At 50.3% G+C, this 18,593-nt stretch carries 13 protein-coding genes; 6 read left to right on the top strand and 7 right to left on the bottom strand.

Annotated features, from left to right (window positions below):
* The first annotated feature begins 52 nt into the window (after positions 1–52).
* From RIC19_RS04960 to RIC19_RS04950, 3 genes are all read left to right on the top strand, one after another.
* The gene (locus RIC19_RS04960; protein ID WP_350177189.1) at positions 53–994 is read left to right on the top strand and encodes a UDP-glucuronic acid decarboxylase family protein; all 942 of its coding nucleotides are present in this window, start codon (positions 53–55) and stop codon (positions 992–994) included.
* A 126-nt stretch (positions 995–1,120) separates the two neighbouring features.
* The gene (locus RIC19_RS04955) at positions 1,121–1,855 is read left to right on the top strand and encodes a tyrosine-protein phosphatase (protein WP_350177188.1); all 735 of its coding nucleotides are present in this window, start codon (positions 1,121–1,123) and stop codon (positions 1,853–1,855) included.
* A 169-nt stretch (positions 1,856–2,024) separates the two neighbouring features.
* Positions 2,025–4,817 carry an alpha/beta hydrolase family protein gene (locus tag RIC19_RS04950; protein WP_350177187.1) on the top strand — a complete coding sequence of 931 codons (2,793 nt, stop codon included), beginning with the start codon at positions 2,025–2,027 and terminating at the stop codon, positions 4,815–4,817.
* Here RIC19_RS04950 and RIC19_RS04945 read toward each other — a convergent pair.
* The 3 genes from RIC19_RS04945 to RIC19_RS04935 all read right to left on the bottom strand — a co-directional run bounded on the left by RIC19_RS04945 (position 4,781) and on the right by RIC19_RS04935 (position 7,423).
* Positions 4,781–5,620, bottom strand: coding sequence for a hypothetical protein (locus tag RIC19_RS04945; protein ID WP_350177186.1), 840 nt, complete (start codon positions 5,618–5,620; stop codon positions 4,781–4,783). The genes RIC19_RS04950 and RIC19_RS04945 overlap by 37 nt on opposite strands.
* A gap of 48 nt (positions 5,621–5,668) precedes the next feature.
* Entirely contained in the window at positions 5,669–6,397 is a 729-nt protein-coding gene (locus tag RIC19_RS04940; RefSeq protein WP_350177185.1) for an inorganic pyrophosphatase, read from the bottom strand.
* Positions 6,398–6,769: 372 nt separating this feature from the next.
* Positions 6,770–7,423, bottom strand: a complete 654-nt coding sequence (locus RIC19_RS04935) for an NUMOD4 domain-containing protein (protein WP_350177184.1) — start codon at positions 7,421–7,423, stop codon at positions 6,770–6,772.
* 917 nt (positions 7,424–8,340) lie between these two features.
* Between RIC19_RS04935 and RIC19_RS04930 the strand changes: the two genes are divergently transcribed.
* Positions 8,341–8,949 carry a PPC domain-containing protein gene (locus RIC19_RS04930; protein WP_350177183.1) on the top strand — a complete coding sequence of 203 codons (609 nt, stop codon included), beginning with the start codon at positions 8,341–8,343 and terminating at the stop codon, positions 8,947–8,949.
* Between the two features lie 160 nt (positions 8,950–9,109).
* On the opposite strand, the gene RIC19_RS04925 is transcribed toward RIC19_RS04930, so the two are convergent.
* The 3 genes from RIC19_RS04925 to RIC19_RS04915 are packed head-to-tail and all read right to left on the bottom strand — an operon-like array spanning position 9,110 to position 11,409.
* Positions 9,110–9,622, bottom strand: coding sequence for a metallophosphoesterase family protein (locus tag RIC19_RS04925; RefSeq protein WP_350177182.1), 513 nt, complete (start codon positions 9,620–9,622; stop codon positions 9,110–9,112).
* The gene (locus RIC19_RS04920; protein WP_350177181.1) at positions 9,619–10,584 is read right to left on the bottom strand and encodes a quinone oxidoreductase family protein; all 966 of its coding nucleotides are present in this window, start codon (positions 10,582–10,584) and stop codon (positions 9,619–9,621) included. The genes RIC19_RS04925 and RIC19_RS04920 overlap by 4 nt, the downstream gene beginning before the upstream one ends.
* Before the next feature lie 6 nt (positions 10,585–10,590).
* Entirely contained in the window at positions 10,591–11,409 is an 819-nt protein-coding gene (locus RIC19_RS04915; RefSeq protein WP_350177180.1) for a C1 family peptidase, read from the bottom strand.
* Between the two features lie 125 nt (positions 11,410–11,534).
* Between RIC19_RS04915 and RIC19_RS04910 the strand changes: the two genes are divergently transcribed.
* Positions 11,535–14,666, top strand: coding sequence for an AsmA-like C-terminal region-containing protein (locus tag RIC19_RS04910; RefSeq protein ID WP_350177179.1), 3,132 nt, complete (start codon positions 11,535–11,537; stop codon positions 14,664–14,666).
* A 52-nt stretch (positions 14,667–14,718) separates the two neighbouring features.
* Here RIC19_RS04910 and RIC19_RS04905 read toward each other — a convergent pair whose 3' ends face one another.
* Complete coding sequence (locus RIC19_RS04905; protein WP_350177178.1) at positions 14,719–17,109, bottom strand: endonuclease MutS2; 2,391 nt, start codon at positions 17,107–17,109, stop codon at positions 14,719–14,721.
* Positions 17,110–17,349: 240 nt separating this feature from the next.
* Between RIC19_RS04905 and aroC the strand changes: the two genes are divergently transcribed.
* Positions 17,350–18,429, top strand: coding sequence for a chorismate synthase (gene aroC, locus RIC19_RS04900; protein WP_350177177.1), 1,080 nt, complete (start codon positions 17,350–17,352; stop codon positions 18,427–18,429).
* Positions 18,430–18,593 lie beyond the last annotated feature (164 nt).

Here is an 18,593-nt window from a genome sequence, read left to right as displayed (position 1 = left end):
CAGTTGCCGCGGAGGGTTGCTTTTATCAAGACCAAAGATTTAAATCTCAGCCATGAAAAGAATATTAATAACCGGTGCTGCCGGTTTCCTGGGTTCTCATTTGTGCGACCGCTTCATCAAAGAAGGTTTCCACGTTATTGCTATGGACAACCTGCTGACAGGTAGCCTCGATAACATACAGCACCTCTTTCCACTCAAGCAGTTTGATTACTACCACCATGATGTCACCAAGTTTGTGCACGTACCCGGTGACCTCGACTACATCCTCCACTTTGCCTCGCCCGCCAGCCCTATTGATTACCTCAAAATGCCCATTCAGACGCTGAAAGTGGGCGCGCTGGGCACCCACAACCTCCTGGGCCTGGCTAAAGCCAAGAATGCCCGTATTTTGGTAGCCTCGACTTCCGAGGTATATGGCGACCCACTGATCCACCCTCAAAAAGAGGACTACTGGGGCAATGTGAACCCGGTAGGACCACGTGGCGTCTACGACGAGGCCAAGCGCTTTCTGGAAGCCATCACCATGGCTTACCACAACTTTCATGGTGTGGAAACCCGGATCATCCGTATTTTCAACACTTATGGCCCGCGCATGCGGGTCAACGATGGACGGGCGCTGCCTGCCTTTTTCTCACAGGCTATCCGGGGCGAAGGCATTACCGTTTTTGGCGACGGCTCCCAGACCCGGTCCTTCTGCTATGTAGCTGATTTGGTGGAAGGCATTTACCGCTTATTGATGAGCGACCACCACTTGCCGGTGAATATTGGTAACCCCGATGAAATCACCATCAAGGAAGTAGCGGAAGAAGTCGTTGCCCTCGTCGGCAACCCGGATGCAAAAGTCACCTACAAGCCGCTTCCGAAAGACGACCCGAAAGTCCGTCAGCCGGATATCACCAAGGCTAGCGAAATCCTCGGCTGGAAACCTACCGTAAGCCGGGAGGAAGGCCTGAAAATCACCATGGAGTACTTCAAGGGCGTTGTCAAAACCTAAACCCTGAGCGCATTTTGGAGCAGCTTTACGTTCCAAATCACCTCCAAACATACTTTGAGCCGGGGCATTGGGTCCCCGGCAATTTTCCTACCTTTGCGGGATAGTTGCAATACTACAAAATCCCTCATGTTCAATCTCTTCAAAAAAACGCCGCCGCTTGGCAACTTCGCATTCCTGGGTACCGACATGCACGCTCATCTCCTGCCCGGGATTGATGACGGGGCGAAGGATATCGAAGACAGCCTGAGCCTTATCACTCAACTACAGCAGATGGGGTACCGGCACCTCATTACTACCCCTCACATAATGGCAGACCTCTACCCCAACACGCCTTCGATCATCCGGGGAAAGCTGGAGGAAGTCAGAAAAGCGATTGCCGCAGCTGGCATCGACATTACGATAGACGCCGCAGCGGAGTACCTGATGGATGAAGGGTTTGAGCCCTTGCTTGAAGAAGGTGAGCTCCTCACGCTGCCCGGCAACCGGGTCCTGGTGGAAATGAGTTTCATCTCCGCTCCGCCCAAACTCGAGCAGTACCTGTTCCGACTGCAAACCAAGGGTTATCGCCCACTGCTCGCCCACCCTGAGCGCTACCTTTTCTTTCATGACAATTTTAAAAAATATCATGAATTGAAAGAGCGGGGTTGTGAATTTCAGCTCAATACGCTATCGCTAACCGGTTATTACGGGAAACCGACCCGTGAAAATGCAGTGGCTTTGCTCAAAGCCGGCCTGATCGACTACCTGGGCACTGACCTCCACCACGACCGGCATGCTGACCACCTGCGCGCTGCACTGGAGAGCAGCAGCATTGCCAAACTCCTGACCAGCAACACCTTCAAAAACCAGCAACTCCACTAATGCAGTGCCGTACAGCGGAGGTCGTTGGGCTCAAAGAAAAAACGCTCTGCCTGCGCTGTTGCGTAATGCCCATAGCCCGGTGCAGACCTAATTCGGTTCGAAAAATAGGAGGAGTCCAAACCGTACAGTATTTTTGGATACGGACGGAGAACAATACAAACCTAAAACCATGTTTTTAAAGCTACTGCCCACCTTTTTCTTGTTAAGCCTGACCTTGACCGCAATTAGCCAGAAGCCAGCCCTCACCATTGAAGATATAGATCAATGGAACAGTATTGATGATGCAACCATCTCACCCAATGGCAATTGGGTCAGCTATGAGCGCAGGCCGAATCAGGGCGACCCCACGCTGGTCATTTACAATCAGGGGCAGCAGGCAAAACAGGAGTTTACCAGAAGCCATAATGCTGCATTCAGTGCAGACAGCCGGGTAGCTGCGTTCCATACCAGCCCCGCAGCAGATAGCCTCAAAGCCATGCGCCGGGCCAAAGTCAAAGATAAAGACCTGCCCAAAGACACGCTCACCATCCTGCAATTAAGAGCAGGCAGCATAACCAAAGTCCCGCGCCTGAAGCGCTTTCTGATGCCCGGGAAGTGGGAAGGCTGGATGGCTTATCAGTTGTTGCCCGCCCCAAGAGATACCTCACTCCCGGATAGCGTGAAGGTCAAACCGGAAAATGAAGACCACGGCAGCCTGCTCATTATACGGAACCTTCGGACCGGGCAGCAGGATTCCATTCCATACGTCAAAGACTTTATTGCAGCAGAAGAATCGCCCCGCTTTCTGATCCACTCCACCGGAGACGACTCCACTTTTCAGCAGGGTGTTTATCTGTACGACGGGCCAGAGGCCCGATTGACCCCCTTGCTGACCGGGAAAGGGCACTACACTCAACTGAGCCTGAGCCAGGATGGCACGCAAGCGGGTTTTCTGGCGGTACGCGACACCACCAAGTTCCGGGTGGTGCCCTATGAGCTATGGCACTGGAAAACCCAACAGAAAGAAGCCACGGCGATCGCGGACTCCACCTCCGCCTTTTTACCTGAGGGCTGGCTGCTCAGCGAGCATGGTGACCTGACCTTTTCGGAAGATGGCAACCGGTTGTTTTTTGGCACCTGCCCCCCACCAATCCTCAAAGACACCAGCCTTTTGGAAGAAGAAATTGTAAATGTAGAAGTCTGGACAAGCCAGGACCCAAGGCTGTACACACACGAAGAAGAGCTGCTTGAAGCCAACCGAAAGCGGAGCTACCGTGCCGTTTTCCATACTGATACCCGCCGCTTATTGCAGCTCGCTGACCAGAAAGTGCCCGAATTAATGCCCGGCGATGAAGGCAATGCCCGTTATGCCCTGGGCAAAGACGAAACCCCTTACCTGCAACTAATCAGCTGGGAAGGTTTCCCGCAACGCAACGACCTCTACCTGGTGGATGTGGAAACCGGCAGCCGGCAGCGTATTGCAGAAAACTTACCGGGACGGGCAAGCCTTTCGCCAATGGGGCAATATGCCTATTGGTATAATGTTGCAGATACAGCTTGGGTGGTTTACGATATTCCCCAGAGGGCAACCCGAAAGATTGCTCAGGATATTCCTGTACCACTTTACGATGAACTGGACGACCATCCTATGCACCCCTCCCCACACGGCACCGCCGGCTGGACGACCGATGATGACTTCATTATGATCTATGACCGCTATGATGTTTGGCTCGTAGATCCCCGTGTAAGCCTGGCCTCTAACAACCTGACCAAAGGAAGGGCGTCAAAAACCCGGTACCGGTACATCAAACTCGACCCGGAAGAACGGTCGATTGAAGAAGTGAAACCTATGCTGTTCCACACCTTTGATGAGTCTGACAAGTCTTCCGGGTATACTTGGTTCAATATCCATACGGGCGTAAAAGACCAGGTGCAGTATGGGGCTTTCAGTTATGACCGCAGGGTTCAAAAAGCCCGTAACGCAGATGCCTACCTCTTTTCCAGGGAGCGGTTCGAGGTTTTTCCGGACCTTTTGACCAGTAATGATCATTTGACCAGCTTTACTAAAGTCAGTAATGCAAACCCACAGCAGGAAAAATTCCGCTGGGGCACTGCCGAGCCTTACCGCTGGACAGGAGCTGACGGGCAGAAGATGGAAGGTATTTTGATCAAACCCGAAGGCTTCGACCCCGGCCTTCAGTACCCGATGATGACCTATTTTTATGAGCGCTATGCAGACCGGCTGCATCGCCACTGGACTCCTGCCTACCCCCGGTCGGTCATCAATTTTTCCTTTTACGCCAGCCGGGGCTATGTGATCTTCATCCCGGATGTTCATTATCGTATCGGTTATCCGGGAGAGAGTGCCCTCGATGCCATAACCACCGGAGTGACCTCCCTACTGGACAAAGGGTTTGTCGACAAGGAACGGCTCGGGGTGCAGGGGCACAGCTGGGGCGGCTATCAGGTAGCCTACCTGATTACACAGACCGATCTTTTCAAGTGTGCAGAATCAGGCGCTCCGGTCGTGAACATGACTTCGGCCTACGGAGGTATTCGTTGGGGCAGTGGACTGAGCCGGATGTTCCAGTATGAAAAAAGCCAGAGCCGGATTGGTGGTACCCTTTGGGAAAAGCCGCTGCGTTATATTGAAAACTCCCCCCTCTTTTATACCGATAAGATTAATACGCCGGTGCTGATCCTCCACAATGATGAGGATGGTGCGGTGCCCTGGTACCAGGGCATTGAGTTTTTTGTAGCGCTTCGCCGCTTGAACAAACCGGCGTGGCTGCTCAATTACAATGAAAACCCGCACTGGGTGATGGGCAAGGAGAACCGCCGCGACTTTATGCAGCGCATGCAGCAGTTTTTTGATTATTTTTTGTTGAATGCGCCCAAACCGAGGTGGATGGAAAAAGGCATCCCGCCAATGGAACGCGGTATCAATCAGGGCTTTGAACCGGTAATTGACGACCGCCGGTAGTTGTAAATCTGCCAGGAGTTGTAGAGGTTCTGGGCCAGGATATAAAAAATAGGCCCCAGGGCTGCAGCTGGGCTAAAGTAGGTCAGGGCCAGCCAAAGGCTGAACATGGTGTTCTTACGGCCTAGTGCCAGCCCGGTCTCCAGAGGCAGGTGGCTGCGGCCCAACCACTCCCCTGCTTTGAACTGAAGCAGGCATAATGCACCAATGGTGAAACCGATCCCAATGATCACTCCAACCTGCTCTGATTGCTGCCCCTTGAAATATTCGGATGCAGCAGCGGCAGCTACAAAGACATTGACCAAAAACAACCGGAAAGACAAAAACTGATATTTCCTGACCCCCTGCGCGCCTTCTGGCCAAATCCTGCGCAATAACAGGCTCAGGCTGAGCGGAATAAATATAAGCGATGCGATGGGCACCGCAATATCCAGAAACGAAAAAGATGCCGTTCCGCCACCAAGGATTATGCTCGCCGTAACAGGCAGTACCAAAGCTACGAGTGGGCTCGTCAACAGCACGGAAGTGGTCACAAAACCTACTTCTGCCCCCAGAAAACTGGCAATAACGGGCCCGGCAGCAGCGGTAGGCGCAGAAGCGATGGCAAATATCGCTTCAGCTATGGCAGGCTGCCAACGGCAGAAGGCAAAGTAGAACAACAGCGGCAACAAAAGATTAAATGCCGCAATTTTAAGGTGAAGCCGGTGGAACAAGCTGAAGGATAGCTTTACCTCAAGGAAGGCAAAAAACAGCATCACCATCAGGTTGTACCGGATGATAAAGGTGAATTGCGCTGCAGATGGCACACAAAGCCCAATTGCGATCGCGACAAGAATAGCAATACTCCTGCACAATTAATCGATGTCTTTCAGCATATTTTGCTGCCGGTTACTAAAATTGAAGGCTTCGAATAGCGTAAGGGAAAGTGCTTCTTCCAGGTCCCCATAAACTTTGTTGTAGTCGCGCATGCTCGCTTCAATGACTTCAATCGCTTCTTTGCGGCCGTAGGTATGGGTGATTTCGCATTTGGGCTCCTCCCCCGGTAGCTGCTTGTAGGTCAGGAAGTAGTGCTTCAACCGGTTAATGACGGTTTCCGGCAAGTCAGAAATATCCCTCCAGGATCCATAGACCTCATCTTCACGCAATACTGCAATGATCTTATCATCGGCTTCTCCCCCATCTATCATCCGGAACCCACCAATAGGAATGGCCCGGACGATGATATTACCGTGGGTAATTTCCCTTTCTGTCAGCACACAAATATCAAGAGGGTCATCATCGCCGACAATATCTTCCCGGCCAGTCTTTTCCATGCAGAAATCGGCGACCTCGTCTTTGCAGTAGGTTTGAGGGATGAAACCGTATAGTGCAGGTACGATATTGGAAAATTTCTGAGGTCGGTCAATCTTCAGATAGCCTGTCTTTTTATCAATTTCATATTTAACGGTATCTGAAGGGATCACTTCTATGAAGGAGGTCACCACTTCCGGGGCATCCTCTCCAATAGAAATACCATGCCACGGGTGGGACGTATACCGCAGCCCTATCATTTTCCATAACTTATCGAAGGCTTGTTGACTCATTGTTCTTTACTTATTTTTTAACGGCATCCAAAGGTAAAGGAAACAAAACAAGGAAACAATGATCAGCCTTAATTGGAATAATAGGGCTTGACTTAGACCATGCCTGAGCTTGCCTAAAAACTAATTACGACACCCTAAACTATCCTTTAAATCCTGATATTGACTACTGTATAAAAAAAATACCACGCTTAGCGCCTCTCTAATCTCAAAGTGATTAAGAACCGTTAAGCGTGGCTTAATTACATCTGAAAAGTTAACCTGTAAAATACGGTACTTTGATAAATAGTGATATAGCTATTCATGCCAAGTAGCTTACGCCACAGGTACAAAGATGCAGAAAGTAAAGTAGCCAGCAGCTACTCTTCTCTTATTTTAGGACTGCTCTTCCATTGGCATATCATCATCGTCATCATCGTCATTCACAACGATGTGACCCCAACGGATACCTTTTTCAATTTTATAAGCGCAGTTTTCGGAAACGCCGAATTGCTTGGCGATGATTTTCCGTTTGGTCTTGCCTCTTTTGAGCAGTTTTTTCATCATACGGACCTGCGTCTCCGTAAGCTTGTAATTTTTAGTCCTGGCTGGCCGGCCCTTATGGTTAGGGTTCTTTTTTTGATAAACCTTCCATTCATCTTCGGTAGCCCAAGCTAAGTTAGTCCAGTTGTTGTTGGCTTTATCATAATCCTTGTGAAGGATATAATCTTGCTCATCAGATTCTTTGTCGACGAATTCCTCCGCCACGAAGCGATGGATATACACGATACCCGTGCTTCCGTCCTTCAATTTCTGATTAAGCATAACCAACCCGCCACGAGCTTTAGCCCCTTTAAGTAATCTTTCCCGTCCGGTTACTTTTTCAACACTTTTAATCCTACCGAAACAAGAGATTTCATAATTACAGGTCTTAGTCTCGCGACCGAAGTCTACGGAAGCCCACTTTTCGTTCCAAAAGGATTTCACCTTTGGAACTTTGTCGTCTGTCTGAACTGTACCTTCAGACGTGTTTGATTTTGATTTTTGCATAATGTAACACTCAGTTGATATTACCTTTCCTACCTTCGTAAAAAACACTTCAGCAAGGAGAGGGATCTAAAAATTCCAATACCTGACAAAATTGCCTAATCATTGAAAGCCTTCAGAATGAAGACTGACCATGAAGGGCAAGCTTAGAAATTTAAGCTTAAGGCAGATGGTTATTTCAGGGTTAGTCTGGGAAAACAATTTGTCTCAAAAAAAGAACTAGAAGGGTAAATAGTCTCGAATACAACTTTGCAAACAGACTAAACTTTTATTTCCATCGCTAATATAGTGTTTTTCAATGGAAAAAAAAGGAATCATATGCGATATTTATGTCTTGCTAACTTCTAAGACAAATTTTATTCCTCTCTAATTTAGCGTATTAAATCCATTTTTTTTTAAAGTATTCGTCGTTCTAAACCTGTGTAAAACAAGCATTGAAGACATATACTAATTTCGAGAACAAATGAGACTTGACACAGTTCAATGTCTTTTAAAAAAAATATAAGTAATAGCAGCCCTCTAGCAGCCTGTCGGAAATGTACTGGTGTGGCGAGCGGTTATACGTATAGGGGCTATAGCAATTGGTCTGTCCCGCTAGTGGGTTGTTCAGGAAGCAATATAAGCGTAGAAGCCCGGAAAAGCCAAGGCTTCCAAGCGTGATACACACACCAAGCAAAAACAGAATTATTGTACTTTACACACTAACTAAGAGCAACAAAATACGGGCAGAACCAAGCCTAAGACAACATTCTTCCTTCAAGGCTAACAATGCGCATAATCATAAATTATTCACTCGGTGTTTGCACGTTAATATAGTATCATTTTTCGATAATCGGATAGTGGATTGCCGTGCCAATCCCCCTTAATTTTGTAATTGTATTCGAAAATGTGCTATTCAATCACTCAAGACCGAAACGACTATGAAAAAGTTAATAACCGTCTCAATGGCAATATACTTTCTGATGAGTACTGCCACAGCAGCTCTGGCAACAGACTATATGCCTTTTATTAAGATCTCGGCGATCCCGTCGGAAAAGAAGTTTGCGCTTACCATTACTAACCTCAAGGAAAATGCTGAGATTAGCCTGAGAGATGGTGAGTCCGGCACTTTACTGGTTTCCGACAAGGCCTCTGCGCGACAGCCTTTCGCAAAGATATTCAACCTTGATAATTTAGAGCCCGGCAAGTATTACATAAGCGTTAAAACTTCCATGCAAGAAATTGTACAGCCCCTCAACCTCACCAAGTATGGCGTTGAAGCTGACCCTAATAAAGTGCGCAAGTTTTACGCTCCAATCTTTAAAGTCCACAGCAATCAGTTTGTCGATGTTTCCTACTTCGCAGGAAAGCTTGATGATGTGATTGTTACCATTTTCGACAACAACGGCAGCTCCGTATACAAAGAGCGTCTGGACAATGTCCTGCTGGTTGAAAAGCGGTACGATATGGATACCCTCCCCTGGGGGCGTTACACCATTCAGGTGGAAACAGAAGATAATGTGTACTCTAAGGAATTTGATGTCCGCTAATAAAGCGGCATTTCTTAGTTAGCAAAGCCTATACAGGCCCGGGAGCAACGCTTTCGGGCCTGTCTTTTTTTGGGGTCCCTAACAGCTACCGGCTTGACAGGAAAACACCAAAGCGAACACGGATATGACTAATCCGAAATAGCGCCACCCCATAATTGCCTTATTCTGCGGGCAGGGCGCCGCGTTTTCCGAGCTCAATCACCTCGAAATCTTTTAGTTTGCCCTGGTCTACAGCGAACCGGACAATGGTCTTCACCTGATGAAAGCCGTGGTTGCCGGCTGCACCGGGATTGACGTGCAGGAAATTTAGCTTTTTGTCGGGCATGACTTTCAGGATGTGGGAGTGCCCACAGATGTAAAGATCAGGCGGGTTTTCCTGAAGCAGTGCCCAGACACGACGGTTGTAGCGCCCCGGGTACCCGCCAATATGGGTCATAAATACCTCCACCCCTTCTATGCTAAACCTAAGGTCTTCCGGAAAACGCCGCCGCAGTGGCCCATCGTCAATATTGCCGTACACCGCCCGAAGCGGGCGAAAAGCTGCTAAGCGGTCCGCCACCCTGGCATCGCCAATATCGCCAGCGTGCCAGATTTCATCACAGGGCTCAAAATACTTGAACACACTGTCCTCCAGATGGCTGTGCGTGTCTGAAATCAAACCGATCCGTTTCATATAGACAGTACGATCTTGCCAAACTGTTTACCTTGGTCCATACGCTCAAAAGCCTGTGGAGCCTCCGCTAAAGGGAAAATTTGATCCACGACCGGATATACTTTGTGCTGATTGACGAAGCCGACCATGTCATGAAATTCCTGGTCGCTACCCATAGAAGTGCCGAGGATAGCAATTTGCTTCCAGAAAATCAACTGAGGGGAAAAGTTGGGCACCTTGCCCTGCGTACCGCCGTAAGTGACGATACGGGCTCCGAAGTTGCATATCTTGGGGAAACGGGCAAAACCAGCGCCCCCGGCACTATCCACGATCAGGTCAAAGCCACCGGATGCTTTGCCGAGCGTTTTATCCCAGTCTTCCTCCTTGTAGTTGGCGCCTCCTTTTGCTCCCATCTGCAGAGCGTGGGACAGCTTTTCGGGGCTGCCGGACGTCACGTAAACTTCAGCGCCGGCTGCCAGGGCAAACTGAAAAGCGAATAGGGCTACTCCCCCTCCTATGCCCGAGATCAACACTTTGTCCCCGGGTTGGCATTGCCCTTTAGTAAATACCGCCCGGTAGGCGGTGAGCCCTCCAAGTGGCAGGGCCGCTGCTTCTGCCCAGTTGAGATGAGCGGGCTTGTCCGCCAGGCGGTCCGCCGGTACGCTGATTTGCTCAGCCATCGTACCAAAGGCCGGCATGCCAAGAATCGTATAATCAGGCTTCTGATGGGCAATTTTATCTCCCCACCCGATGTTCGGGTTGATGATCACCTCTCGGCTATCCGCGAGCCCTGCACCATCTGACCCCAAAATACCCGGTGTACGAATACCAGGGTACATCCCTTTGGTAATCCACACGTCTCGGTGATTGAGGGCTGCCGCCTTCAAAGCGACAAGCGTTTCTCCTTTGGCAGGCACGGGCGACTCAAAATCACGGTGCACGACAGGCTGCCCCTTTTCTTCCAATACGATAGCTTTCATCATGAGTTCTTAATAGTTTGGTTTTGGCACCAAAACATACCCATTTTTTGCGTACTCCCCAAAGTCATCGTACCGAATTTGCAAATAGCCGCTTTTGCCCCAGGTGCTGCCATAGCTGCTCATCACTTCGAAGACCTGCTCCACTTCGTCGTAGCCTACCACCAGTAAGGGATAAACGGTACCGGGGTTGCGGGACGGTTTCCAGGTTTGGATACGGACCATTTGCTTGAGCTCAGGGCTGGCGTGCAGCTCAATCAGTACCGGATTGCCCCGCATAAGCGCTTTTTTAGTTTCGAAAACCCGCTGCCGCCCCTTAGTCGTCTCCCGGAAGAGGTGCAGGTAATTGTTGATCTGGTATTTTTGCGTAGCGTAGACCGAATTGGGCACCGAGGGCGAGTCGTAGGGCATGATGGCTGCGCTCACCGTGCCTTCTCCCGCGAGGAAACGGCAGGCTTCCTCGAGGTTAACCGGTTTTCCGGAGTTCTCAAGGTTGACAGAAATATAATCCGGGCTGAGATTATCTTTATAGTTGTTTTCCAGGTTGACGTAGAACTCCAGGCAAGTCGCCAGCGCGTAGCTCAGCGCAGATCCTTTTGCCCCGATCTTACGTACCGGCATCATGTAAGGCTTGACACTCTGCCGGACCAGGTTATCGTCAGGATCGATAGCCACACCCGCCACTACAGGCATGAGCCGGTTAATCCAATCTGCATCGGTAACGCCAAAAGCACCGGCATCCGTACTTTTGGTAACCACACTATCGGGCTGTGCAGCGAGGCTGCCGCCCCAAAGGGCGCAACCAAATAAAAGGAAAAAGAATCGTTTCATGGTGTCTGTATACTTTCCCTTCCAAACGTAATCCGGTACGGCTTTCGTGCTCAGTATATTTTTTTTCGCATTTATAACACCATTGCCCTACTTGAAGCGTTGTATGACAAAGCAAACGCCCGAACATGAAAATCGCTAAACGCCTACTAATTGCCTTTTTACTGCTCATCGTGCTATTCCTTGGAGCAGCAATTGCTATCCCGTACTTTTTTAAAGATGAACTTGTAGCTATGGCACGGGAGGAGGCCAACAAAACTGTAAACGCAGAGGTCAGCTTCTCGGATGTCAACCTCTCTCTCATACGCAGTTTCCCGGACTTCAATCTCCGTATTGACTCTTTTTCAGTAGTCGGTAAAGACGTCTTCGAAGGGGTCACCCTTGCCAAAGGCACGTACGCTGCCCTAACCCTCGACTTGATGTCTGTCATCCGGTCCAGCGAGCCCGTAGCCCTGAAGTCCATCCACCTGGAAAAGCCGGAGCTCAACATCTTCGTCCTCAAGGATGGTACCGCCAATTATGATATCGCACTGCCTTCTGAGGCCCCAGCGGACACCTCTGGCACAGAGGCCGATTACAGCAATCTGGTGATTCAGCTCGCTTCCTACAGCATCGCAGAGGGCAGCCTCCTTTACGATGACCACAGCTTGGATACTTACCTGGAGATCAAGGGGCTGAACCATTCCGGCACTGGCAATTTTACGGTCGATATTTACGACCTCGATACCCAGACGGATATCGAATCCATGACCGTTGCGCAGAGCGGTATCACTTATCTGGATGCCGCTAAGGCTCAGCTCGATGCCATTTTCAACATCGATAGCCCCAACAGCAAATACACCCTCAAAGACAACCAACTGACCATCAATGCCCTGCAACTCAATGCTGATGGTTTTGTGCAACTGGACGGGGACGATATCAATATGGAGCTGGCGTTCAACAGCCCTCAGAATGAATTCAGGCACCTGCTGTCCCTTATCCCCAATGCCTTTATTGAGGGGTACGAGTCGGTGGACGCGACGGGCAAGTTTACCCTGGAAGGGAATGTATCTGGCACCTACAACGGTACCACAGAGGCTTATCCAGCCTTCAACATCAGCACTTCGATCAGCGATGGCCGGGTGAAGTACCCGGACTTGCCACTGGGTATCAACAACATCAATACCCGGGCCAATATCAAAAGCCCAGGCAGTGATTTTGATGACCTGCTGGTGGATGTCCCGCGTTTTTCTATGACCCTGGGCAACAATCCGTTTGAGGCGAGCTTCCGCCTGCGCACGCCCATCAGTGACCCCGATGTACAGGCTGCCGCCAAAGGCCGCATTGACCTTTCGGAGTTGAGCCAGGCTTTCCCCATAGAGGGCATTGAAGAGATGGCGGGCCTCATCGTCGCCGACCTCAACGTAGATACCCGGCTCTCTTACATTGAGCAGGGTGCTTATGAGCAAGTCAACATGAGTGGCGACCTGAAGGTGGAGAATCTAATCTATGCGGCTGCCGGCCTGCCTAAAGTCCAAATCAGGGAAGCCAGCATGGGCTTCACACCTCAGTACGTAGATCTGCGCAGCTTCCAGGCTCAACTGGGCAAAAGCGACCTGCAGGGCAGCGGCCGGATCGACAACATACTCGCCTACTTCTCTCCGGAAAAAACCATGACGGGCAAGCTCAAGGCAAGCTCTACCTTCTTCGACGCAGGTGAGTGGGTCACCGATACTGAAACCACTTCCGCCACCGTTACAGACACCACAACAGCCGCAGCGGACGCAGAAATATTTGACCGCTTTGATTTCGAGCTGGAGGCGGACGCTAAAACAATCGTCTACGATTCCTACACCATCAAGAATGCCATGGTTAGAGGTGAAATCAAGCCTAACCTGCTACGGGTAGACGATGCTGGCGCAGTAATTGGCGAAAGCGACTTCACCGGTAATGGTGTGATCACAGGGTTTTTTGACTACCTCTTTGAAGCGGGCGTACTGGGCGGCAACCTGCGACTCAACTCCAACCGCCTTAACCTCAACGAGTTCATGCCCGAAACTACGGAAGCTACCGGCGAAGGGGACGCATCCAGCGAAAGCTATGGCGTCATTCCTGTCCCACCGAACATCGACATGGAAATGATGGCGAATATCGGGCACCTGACGTACACAAATATTGATCTGAAAAACGTGAGCGGGCACCTTGTGATCGCTAATGAAGCCATAATTCTGGACGACGTGCGCGCCAATGGCCTGGGTGGCGAGCTGGCGATGAGCGGCAGCTACGAAACCACCAATCCGGAAGAACCCGGCTTCAGCTTCAAGTATGACCTGAGCAAACTTCAATTTCAGGAAGCTTTCAACACCTTCAATACTTTTGAAAAGCTGGCGCCAATCGGTAAATACATCAAAGGCCGGTTTAACAGCACCCTGATCCTGGACGGGAAGCTGGGGCAAGACCTTTATCCAAAATTGAGCACCATCAATGCGGAGGGCTTTCTCCAAACCATTGATGCGGTATTGCAACAATTCAAGCCCCTGCAGGCTATCGGCAACTCCTTGCAGGTGCAGGAGCTCAAAGAGGCCATTAGCATCAAGAATACCAAAAACTGGTTTGAGGTAAAAAATGGCACCCTGGAACTGAAAGAATACGATGCCAGAATAGCCGGTATTGACATGAAAATTGGCGGCACCTACAACGTCACCGATTTGATGAACATGAACATCAAAGCACAGGTGCCCCGGGAGAAACTGGGCAATAATGCCCTAGGTGCGGCAGCCAATAGCGGGCTTAAACTATTAGAGTCTCAGGCTTCCAAACTTGGCCTGAACATTGGGCAGAGCGAGTTCGTCAACCTCGGCATTAACCTCAAAGGGGCTCTGGAAGACCCGAAAGTCGCGGTAAAGCTGCTTGGCCTCGATGGCAAGTCAGGTGAAGATGGTGGGCTCGTTGAGCAAACCAAGGGGCAGGTCAAAGAAGAAATCAACCAGAAAGTACAGGAAGGGAAAAAGGCAGCTGAAGAGGCTGCACAAAAAGCAGCTGATTCTCTGAGGAACCTGGCTAAAGCGCAGGCAGACCAAGCTGCGGAAGACCTAAAAAAACAGGCGGAGCAGGCGATCAAAGACCAACTGGGGAATAAAGTAGACTCCGCTACCCAGAAAAAAGTCGATGAAGCCCTCGATCAGGTCGGTGGCAAAGCCACAGATAAAATTAAGGATAACCTGGACAAGTTCAACCCTTTCAAAAAGAAGAAAAACAACGGCGGAGGGGGCGGACAGTAATCAAACTCAAGCCCGGGCAGTATCTGCAAAAGAATACTGCCCGGGCTTCTGCCTACATTTCTATTAAAGTGACCCCATCGCCACCCTGCTCCTGAGGAGGGTGCGCGATATCCATCGGAAGGCTGTACTCCCGGAGCTTACGGCGGACCGCCTCTCTCAGGGCACCACTGCCTTTGCCGTGCACAATTTCCAGGTGACTGGCATTAGCGATGAGCGCCTGATCAACGAAGTCCTCGACCACCTTCAGTGCTTCCTCGTAGCGCATGCCGCGAATATCGAGTTTAGGCTCGAAGGTCGCCGTAGTGGTAGCGGTTTCGGCTTTCACACTCTTCGTGCTTTGTACCTCAAGCGGAGCATTAGCGTGCTGCAGATCCCGCAGTTTGATGGTCATGCGCATATCGCCCATACGGACTACTGCTCTGTTCTTATCAATAGATTCTACAGTACCGGTAGCGCCTCCAGTCTTCATTTTCACAAAATCCCCCGCTTTAATGACTTCTTTCTTTTTGTCCTTCTCGGTGGGCTCGTAGTAGATTTTCTCCCGCAGGTCGGTGACTTGTTCAGCCAATTTGCCGCGTTGCTGTTTGACCTGCTGGGAAATACGCTTCGCTTTTTCCAGGTTTTGTTCTTCTTTGATTTCCCGAATGAGGTTTTCCATTTCCCGGTTGTCGCGGGAAGTTTGTTGCAATGCCCATTCTTTAGCTTCCAACTTGACTTTCTTGCGGCGGTACTCCAACTCTTTATGGAGTTGTTCGTAATTTTTGATCAGGTGGTCCAGTTTCTTTTGGCGCTCGTTTAGTACAGACAGTTTTTCCTCAGCCTCCTGCTTCTCTTGTTGGAGCTCAACGAGGAGCTGGTCCACTGCTTTTTCGTTTTTACCTGTCTGATGCTTGGCATAATTCAGGATTTTATTGCTCAGCCCGCTCTTCTCGGCAATCTCAAAGGCATAGGAACTACCTGGCCGGCCAACCTGCAGTTCGTAGGTGGGCGAAAGCGTGTCCTTATCAAAGTTCATGGAAGCATTGACAATCCCTTTGGTTTTGAAGGCAAATATCTTCAGGTTGGAGTAGTGGGTGGTAATCACCCCGTAAATCCGCTGCTCATTGAGCTGTTTGAGAATGGATTCGGCAATGGCACCCCCGATTTTAGGGTCGGTGCCCGATCCAAACTCATCAATCAGGACCAGGGTCTCTTTGTCCGACCGCTCCAGGAAATTGCGCATGTTTTCCAGGCGGGAGCTATAGGTACTCAGGTCATCTTCTATCGACTGCTGATCACCAATATCAGCGAACAGGGCTTTAAAAATCCCCATTTCTGATTCCTGGTCCACCGGTACGAGGAGCCCTGACTGCATCATTAACTGCATCAGGCCAACCGACTTTAGGGTGATGGACTTACCGCCTGCATTAGGCCCGCTGAGCATAAGGATACGGTTACCCTTAAAAAGCATAAAATCGAAGGGCACTGTAACTTTGCTCAGGCGCTTGTTTTTCAGGTAAAGTAAAGGATGACGCCCCTCCCTGACCCCAAAGTGCGGATGGTTGAAGAGCACCTTGGGCATCACTGCATCCATCTGCCGGGCCAACCGGGCTTTAGCCTGTACAAAATCAAAGTGGATAAGAATATGCTGATAGATATTGATATCCTCCCGATAAGGCCTCAGTTCAGCACTCAGCTCACGCAGGATGCGGTAGATTTCCCGCTTTTCGTCCGTCTCCAGGTCAAAAATATCGTTGTTGATCTCAATGATGCCGTCAGGTTCAATAAAAGCCGTTTTGCCCGTTGTCGATTCATCGTGGATGATCCCCCGGATACTGCGCTTGTGCTCGGAGGGCACACTAAGTACGCGCCGGCCATTCCGGAAACTTTCGATATTGTCCGACAGCCAGCCCTTGGAGCGGTATTTATTGATGATAACCCGGAATTTTTGCTCCAGTTCTTTTTGTTTGGAGCCCAGTTGCCGGCGTATCCGCATCAGCTCAGGCGAGGCGTCCGGGCGTATATTTCCATCCTCATCGATCACGCCCTCGATCGCCTTGATCAAGTCTTCATTAAAGGAGACGTCCCGGATCACTTTGTAGAGCGTTGGATAAGTCTCCCGGCGTCGGGCATTGAAAAAGCGGAAGACATCCCCCGTGAACAGCAGGATGAGGTTCAGGTTTTGCAGCCCCTTTACCGGCAGCACATAGCCCTCCACCTTGAGCATTTCCAGCTCTTCGTTTACCGATTCGTAGGCACGTACCGGAAAATAATCATTGTGCTCCAATGAGCGCACGAACTCCTGCGCTTCGCTGAGCGCCACTTCAATTTGAGATTTACGGTCAGAAGGCACCAACTCACGCGCCAAAACACGGCCGGGTTCGCCCATGCATTCCTGCTCCAGCAGGTGCAAGACTTTATCAAACTCTAATTTCTCAAAAATATCTTTTGGTAACAGTTGCATCTTCTTCTTTTAGGCGATGAACTTGCCGGAAAATTACTCACGAGCTCTGGAATAGCGATTTCAGACAAGTTCTGTGCTCAAACAGTTATTCTTAACAGTCGAGTTCCCACTAGGTTTATTTTGAGCTTATTGGGATTTCACACTTCAGGCTGCTCTTCTTTAAAATTTTGGGCCGCTAAATTAACTTTTTCCCCTCCCCCAACCTAAATTTGGGGCTTTTCGAACCTAAATCGACCTACTGTGGCGGGCAATACCTACGGACAACTTTTCAGGATAACGACTTTTGGAGAATCCCATGGGCGGGCCATCGGCCTGATTTTAGATGGCTGCCCGGCCGGGCTCGGCATCAATGAGGCCTTCGTGCAGGAAGAACTCGCACGCCGACGGCCGGGGCAATCTAAAATCGTGACCCAGCGCAAAGAGGCCGACAAAGTGGAGTTCCTCTCGGGTATTTTTGAAGGCACCACCACTGGCACGCCCATATCTATGGTTATCTATAATGCTGATGCCCGCTCGAAAGATTACAGCCATATTGCCGATAAATTTCGGCCGTCTCATGCCGACTATACCTACCAGGCCAAGTGGGGCCGGCGGGATTACCGGGGCGGAGGGCGCTCCTCAGCCCGCGAGACAGCGGCAAGAGTGGCCGGCGGTGCCATCGCTAAATTATTATTGCGGCAGTACGGCGTTGACATCAAAGCTTATGTCAGTCAGGTTGGGCACCTCAAGCTGGAAAAAGGCTATCAGGAACTGGACCTTCAGCAAACTGAGTCTAACCCGGTACGCTGCCCGGATGCCAACATGGCTAGTCAGATGGAAGCCTACATCAAGGAGGTGCGAAAAGCCGGAGATACAGTGGGCGGTGTCGTCAACGCTGTGATTACCGGTTGCCCGGCTGGTTTGGGCGAGCCTGCGTTTGACAAACTGCACGCTGATTTGGCGAAAGCCATGCTCAGCATCAACGCCTGCAAAGGGTTTGAATACGGCTCTGGCTTTGATGGCGTCAGCATGCGCGGTAGTGAGCATAACGACATCTTCCGTACAGTGGGCGATAAGGTCGTAACGGACACCAATCACTCCGGAGGCATACAAGGCGGTATTTCCAATGGTATGGATATTTATTTTCGACTGGCTTTCAAACCGGTAGCAACGATTGTCCCCGCTCAGGACTCCGTTAACGAAGCCGGGGAAAAGGTAACCGTGGAAGGGAAAGGGCGCCACGACCCTTGCGTAGTGCCGCGGGCAGTGCCTATTGTGGAGGCGATGGCCGCGCTAACTTTAGCAGACCACCTGCTCAGGCAACGGAGTGCCAGGGTTTAGAGAGCGTGTTGGGGCTTTAGAGCGTGTTGGGATTTTACACTTCGGGCTGCTCTTGCCAAATTTTGTCCTGCTCTTCGTTGTTCTTCGGTCACGTAGCTAAGGCTATGTTCCCTCATCACGCCTTGATCAGAACAAAATTTGGCTGCGTTCGCTCCAAAAGCAAA

The organism is Phaeodactylibacter sp., assembly GCF_040219495.1.
Lineage (GTDB): Bacteria > Bacteroidota > Bacteroidia > Chitinophagales > Saprospiraceae > Phaeodactylibacter.
The sequence above is the reverse complement of the archived record's forward strand: the minus strand, read 5'-3'. Positions and strand labels throughout refer to the sequence as shown.

Bases quoted from the DNA above. Each gene is read 5' to 3' on its own strand.
- RIC19_RS04960 (WP_350177189.1), top strand. From the start codon at position 53: ATGAAAAGAATATTAATAACCGGTGCTGCCGGTTTCCTGGGTTCTCAT.
- RIC19_RS04955 (WP_350177188.1), top strand. From the start codon at position 1,121: ATGTTCAATCTCTTCAAAAAAACGCCGCCGCTTGGCAACTTCGCATTC.
- RIC19_RS04950 (WP_350177187.1), top strand. From the start codon at position 2,025: ATGTTTTTAAAGCTACTGCCCACCTTTTTCTTGTTAAGCCTGACCTTG.
- RIC19_RS04940 (WP_350177185.1), bottom strand. From the start codon at position 6,397: ATGAGTCAACAAGCCTTCGATAAGTTATGGAAAATGATAGGGCTGCGG.
- RIC19_RS04935 (WP_350177184.1), bottom strand. From the start codon at position 7,423: ATGCAAAAATCAAAATCAAACACGTCTGAAGGTACAGTTCAGACAGAC.
- RIC19_RS04930 (WP_350177183.1), top strand. From the start codon at position 8,341: ATGAAAAAGTTAATAACCGTCTCAATGGCAATATACTTTCTGATGAGT.
- RIC19_RS04925 (WP_350177182.1), bottom strand. From the start codon at position 9,622: ATGAAACGGATCGGTTTGATTTCAGACACGCACAGCCATCTGGAGGAC.
- RIC19_RS04920 (WP_350177181.1), bottom strand. From the start codon at position 10,584: ATGATGAAAGCTATCGTATTGGAAGAAAAGGGGCAGCCTGTCGTGCAC.
- RIC19_RS04915 (WP_350177180.1), bottom strand. From the start codon at position 11,409: ATGAAACGATTCTTTTTCCTTTTATTTGGTTGCGCCCTTTGGGGCGGC.
- RIC19_RS04910 (WP_350177179.1), top strand. From the start codon at position 11,535: ATGAAAATCGCTAAACGCCTACTAATTGCCTTTTTACTGCTCATCGTG.
- RIC19_RS04905 (WP_350177178.1), bottom strand. From the start codon at position 17,109: ATGCAACTGTTACCAAAAGATATTTTTGAGAAATTAGAGTTTGATAAA.